The organism is Endozoicomonas atrinae (assembly GCF_001647025.1).
GTDB lineage: Bacteria > Pseudomonadota > Gammaproteobacteria > Pseudomonadales > Endozoicomonadaceae > Endozoicomonas > Endozoicomonas atrinae.
In genome coordinates this window covers 1-3,391 of the sequence record NZ_LUKQ02000411.1, presented here as the reverse complement: position 1 = coordinate 3,391, position 3,391 = coordinate 1, and the positions used below count along the sequence as shown (strand labels likewise).

The window sequence follows — 3,391 nt, the reverse complement described above, 5'->3', positions numbered from 1 at the left end:
TGCATCGTGAAAGTTTTCAGGAAAATCGGGAGTTTTAGGCATGACATTAACGGGATGAACAACAGGCTATTTAAAGTATAAAGGCAATCGCAGAATTCGTGACATATTTTGAAAATGAAATTGGTATAAGTAGCTAAACATATAGAATCAGATATTTCTGACTCCTTGTTCAGGCACTCTGCTTCGTTACAACTCCGGTCACATAGCTACGGCTATGCTCCTTCCGTTGTGCCTTGCATAGCACCTGTCCAAGTAGCCAGAAATATACAATTCCATATGGCCAGCTACTTAACACCGAAAGAACGTTTCTAATTAGAACAATAAAAAAGAGGGACCTTTTATGTTTTCGCTGACTCAACTTATCCGTCGCTCTGCACAGATCAACCCCAATGGCATTGCCACCTCCATGAATGGTCGTGTCAGTACCTGGTCGCAGCTGCTGTCTCAGGTGGCAGGCCTTGCTGGCGGGTTCAGGCAACTGGGGATAAAAGCAGGTGACAGAGTTGCCATTCTGGCTCTCAACTCTGACCGGTATTATCAAAGTATGTTTGCCATCCCCTGGGCAGGCGCCGTCAATGTACCGATAAACTGTCGTCTGGCTGATCCGGAAATTCAATTCTGGCTGGAAGACTGCCAGGCCGGCACCCTGTTAGTAGACAGGTCTTTCGCCGATAGAATCGCAACACTTAAACCCAAGCTGCCAGCGCTGAAACAGGTCATCTATATGGATGATGGAGAGCCTCCACACGACTTCATCAGTTTTGACCCACTGCTTTCTTCCACGCCTGCTTCTGATGCCGGCAGAGCCAATGACGACCTGGCCGCAATCTATTACACCGGTGGAACTACCGGACGCTCAAAAGGGGTCATGCTCAGCCATCAAAATCTGGTCAGTAACACTTTACAGGCCGGGAACTTTATTAAAGTCAGTGACAATGAGCGGATTCTCCATGTAGCACCAATGTTTCATATTGCCGATGGTGTGATGATCAACTCCTGCGCCATGGTGGCTGGCAGTAACTACTTCCTACCCTCTTTTGAGCCCGTTGCTTTCATGAAAATGGTTGAAGAGCACAAAATACAACGGATGCTGGTTGTCCCCACCATGATCAATATGATCGTCAATCATCCTGAAGTAGCCAGCTACGACCTGTCGTCTCTGACAGACATTGTCTACGGCGCGTCACCCATGCCGGAAGCCGTCATCGTCAAAGCGATGGAAGTGCTCCCGCACACCCGCTTTTACCAGGGCTATGGACAGACAGAAACCTCACCCTTTATTTCCGGTCTGGCACCGGAATATCACACAATAACAGGGCCTCTCAGTGGTCGACTGAGCTCTGCTGGACGGGCGATACCTGGTGTAGAACTGGCCATACTGGACGAAAACGACGAGCCGGTATCTTCAGGCAATATTGGTGAAATCTGCCTTAAGGGCCCCAACGTCATGCTGGGTTATCTTGGTCTGCCCGATGTCACTGAAAAAACACTGAAGAATGGCTGGCTGCATACCGGGGACAGCGGAAGAATTGATGAAGATGGCTTTGTTTATATTGTCGATCGGGTAAAAGACATGATTGTGTCCGGTGGAGAGAATGTTTATTCCATTGAAGTAGAAAATGCCATTCATAAGCACCCCTCTGTCGCCCAGTGCGCGGTAATCGGTATTCCCAGTGACAAGTGGGGTGAACAGGTGCATGCCATTATTGTTCCTACTCCCGGAGCCACGACCGATGAAACGGTCATCATGGAACACTGCCGTACTCTGATTGCCGATTACAAGTGCCCCAGAAGTATCTCAATTCAGGACAGTCCGCTTCCTCTGTCTGGGGCAGGAAAGATACTGAAAAATGAGCTAAGAAGACCCTACTGGGATAAAAAAGCTCGCAGTATTAATTAAGCCCTTCAAAAGGGCATTGAACTGGAAGTCATCGATATGTATATGCCAAGAAAGATTTTTAATGAGGATCATGAACAGTTCCGCACAGCCTTCCGAAGCTTCGTGGAAAAGGAGATTGTGCCCAATCAGGAACAGTGGGAGAAAGACGGTATTGTTGACCGCAACCTCTGGCTGAAAGCCGGAGAAAATGGCTTTCTTGTCCCCATGGCAGAAGAGAAATACGGCGGTCTGGGAATTGGGGACCACCGATTTGATGTAGTGATGTGTGAAGAGCTTGCCCGCGTCAACGAGCGGGGTTTTATGCTTGGCCTGCACAACATGGTAGTCGCCCCCTATCTACTCAGTTACGCCAATAACGAGCAGAAGCAACGGCTACTCAGCCGCTGCATAACCGGAGAGGCCATACTGGCCGTCGGGATGACAGAGCCGGGTGCGGGCAGTGACCTTGCCGGCATGAGAACCACTGCGGTGGAAAAAGACGACCACTGGCTTTTAAATGGTTCTAAGATCTTTATTTCCAACGGCATCCTTTCTGACATTATTGTCGTCGCCGCAAAAACCAATCTCGATAATCCCCACGAAATGGGTCTTTTTCTTGTAGAAAGGGGCATGGAAGGCTTCTCCAGGGGAGAACCACTGAAAAAAATGGGCATGAAATCCCAGGATACCGCAGAACTGTTCTTCGATAATGTCAAGGTACCCAAAGCCAACGTACTGGGTGATCCCGGCAAAGGCTTTGTGTATATGATGGAAAAACTGCCGGTAGAACGCCTGAACCTCTGCATTGATGCGGTAGCCTCAGCCAGAACCGCACTAGACCTGACCAAAGAGTACATCAAAGAGCGCAAGGCTTTTGGGCAGGCTGTCAGCAAATTTCAGAATACCCGTTTCAAAATGGCCGAAATGAAAACCGAGATCGATCTTGGTTTTGCCTATGTTGATCGTATGATTGACCAGGTCAATGAAGGTACGTTAAGTGCAGCGGATGCCTGCGGTGGTAAATACTGGACATCGGAAATGCTGTGCCGTGTTGTTGATGAGTGCTTGCAGCTCCACGGTGGTTATGGCTTTATGGATGAATACCTTATCTCCAAAATGTACCGGGATGTTCGTATCAGTCGAATATACGCTGGAACCAATGAGATTATGAAAACGGTGATTGCAAAGGCAATGGATCTATAGCTTACAACCTCTCTTCCTTGTTGGAACCTTATTTAGCCTACAGGGAAGTACTTTCTTATTTCATGTTCGTTAGTCTAGTATTTTTTGAAGAATCGAGCCTGTAAATAATTCTGTGTAAACGCCACCAAAACTATTACTCCTTGAACCGGTCAGGAAACATAATTTCAAACCGGTTCATGGCTGCTTTCCAGTTCCTGATCGGCATGGTCCATTTCTCGGAAGCTTTTTCCATGGCCAGATAGATTACCTTCATGACTGACTCATCAGTCCGAAAAATCTTCCGGTTCTTGATCGCCTTACGAATGACGC

At 47.9% G+C, this 3,391-nt stretch carries 2 protein-coding genes and 1 pseudogene; 2 read left to right on the top strand and 1 reads right to left on the bottom strand.

Annotated features, from left to right (window positions below; all coding sequences use genetic code 11):
* Positions 1-340 precede the first annotated feature (340 nt).
* Both AK963_RS27115 and AK963_RS27110 read left to right on the top strand, forming a co-directional pair.
* Complete coding sequence (locus AK963_RS27115) at positions 341-1,900, top strand: long-chain-fatty-acid--CoA ligase (protein WP_066018450.1); 1,560 nt, start codon at positions 341-343, stop codon at positions 1,898-1,900.
* Between the two features lie 36 nt (positions 1,901-1,936).
* Complete coding sequence (locus AK963_RS27110) at positions 1,937-3,082, top strand: acyl-CoA dehydrogenase family protein (protein WP_139117703.1); 1,146 nt, start codon at positions 1,937-1,939, stop codon at positions 3,080-3,082.
* Positions 3,083-3,215: 133 nt separating this feature from the next.
* On the opposite strand, the pseudogene AK963_RS32635 reads toward AK963_RS27110, so the two are convergent.
* Positions 3,216-3,391, bottom strand: a pseudogene (locus tag AK963_RS32635) (IS256 family transposase); the annotation flags it as partial.

Excerpts from the sequence above, each read along its gene's own strand:
- AK963_RS27115 (WP_066018450.1), top strand. The coding sequence starts at position 341 with ATGTTTTCGCTGACTCAACTTATCCGTCGCTCTGCACAGATCAACCCC.
- AK963_RS27110 (WP_139117703.1), top strand. The coding sequence starts at position 1,937 with ATGTATATGCCAAGAAAGATTTTTAATGAGGATCATGAACAGTTCCGC.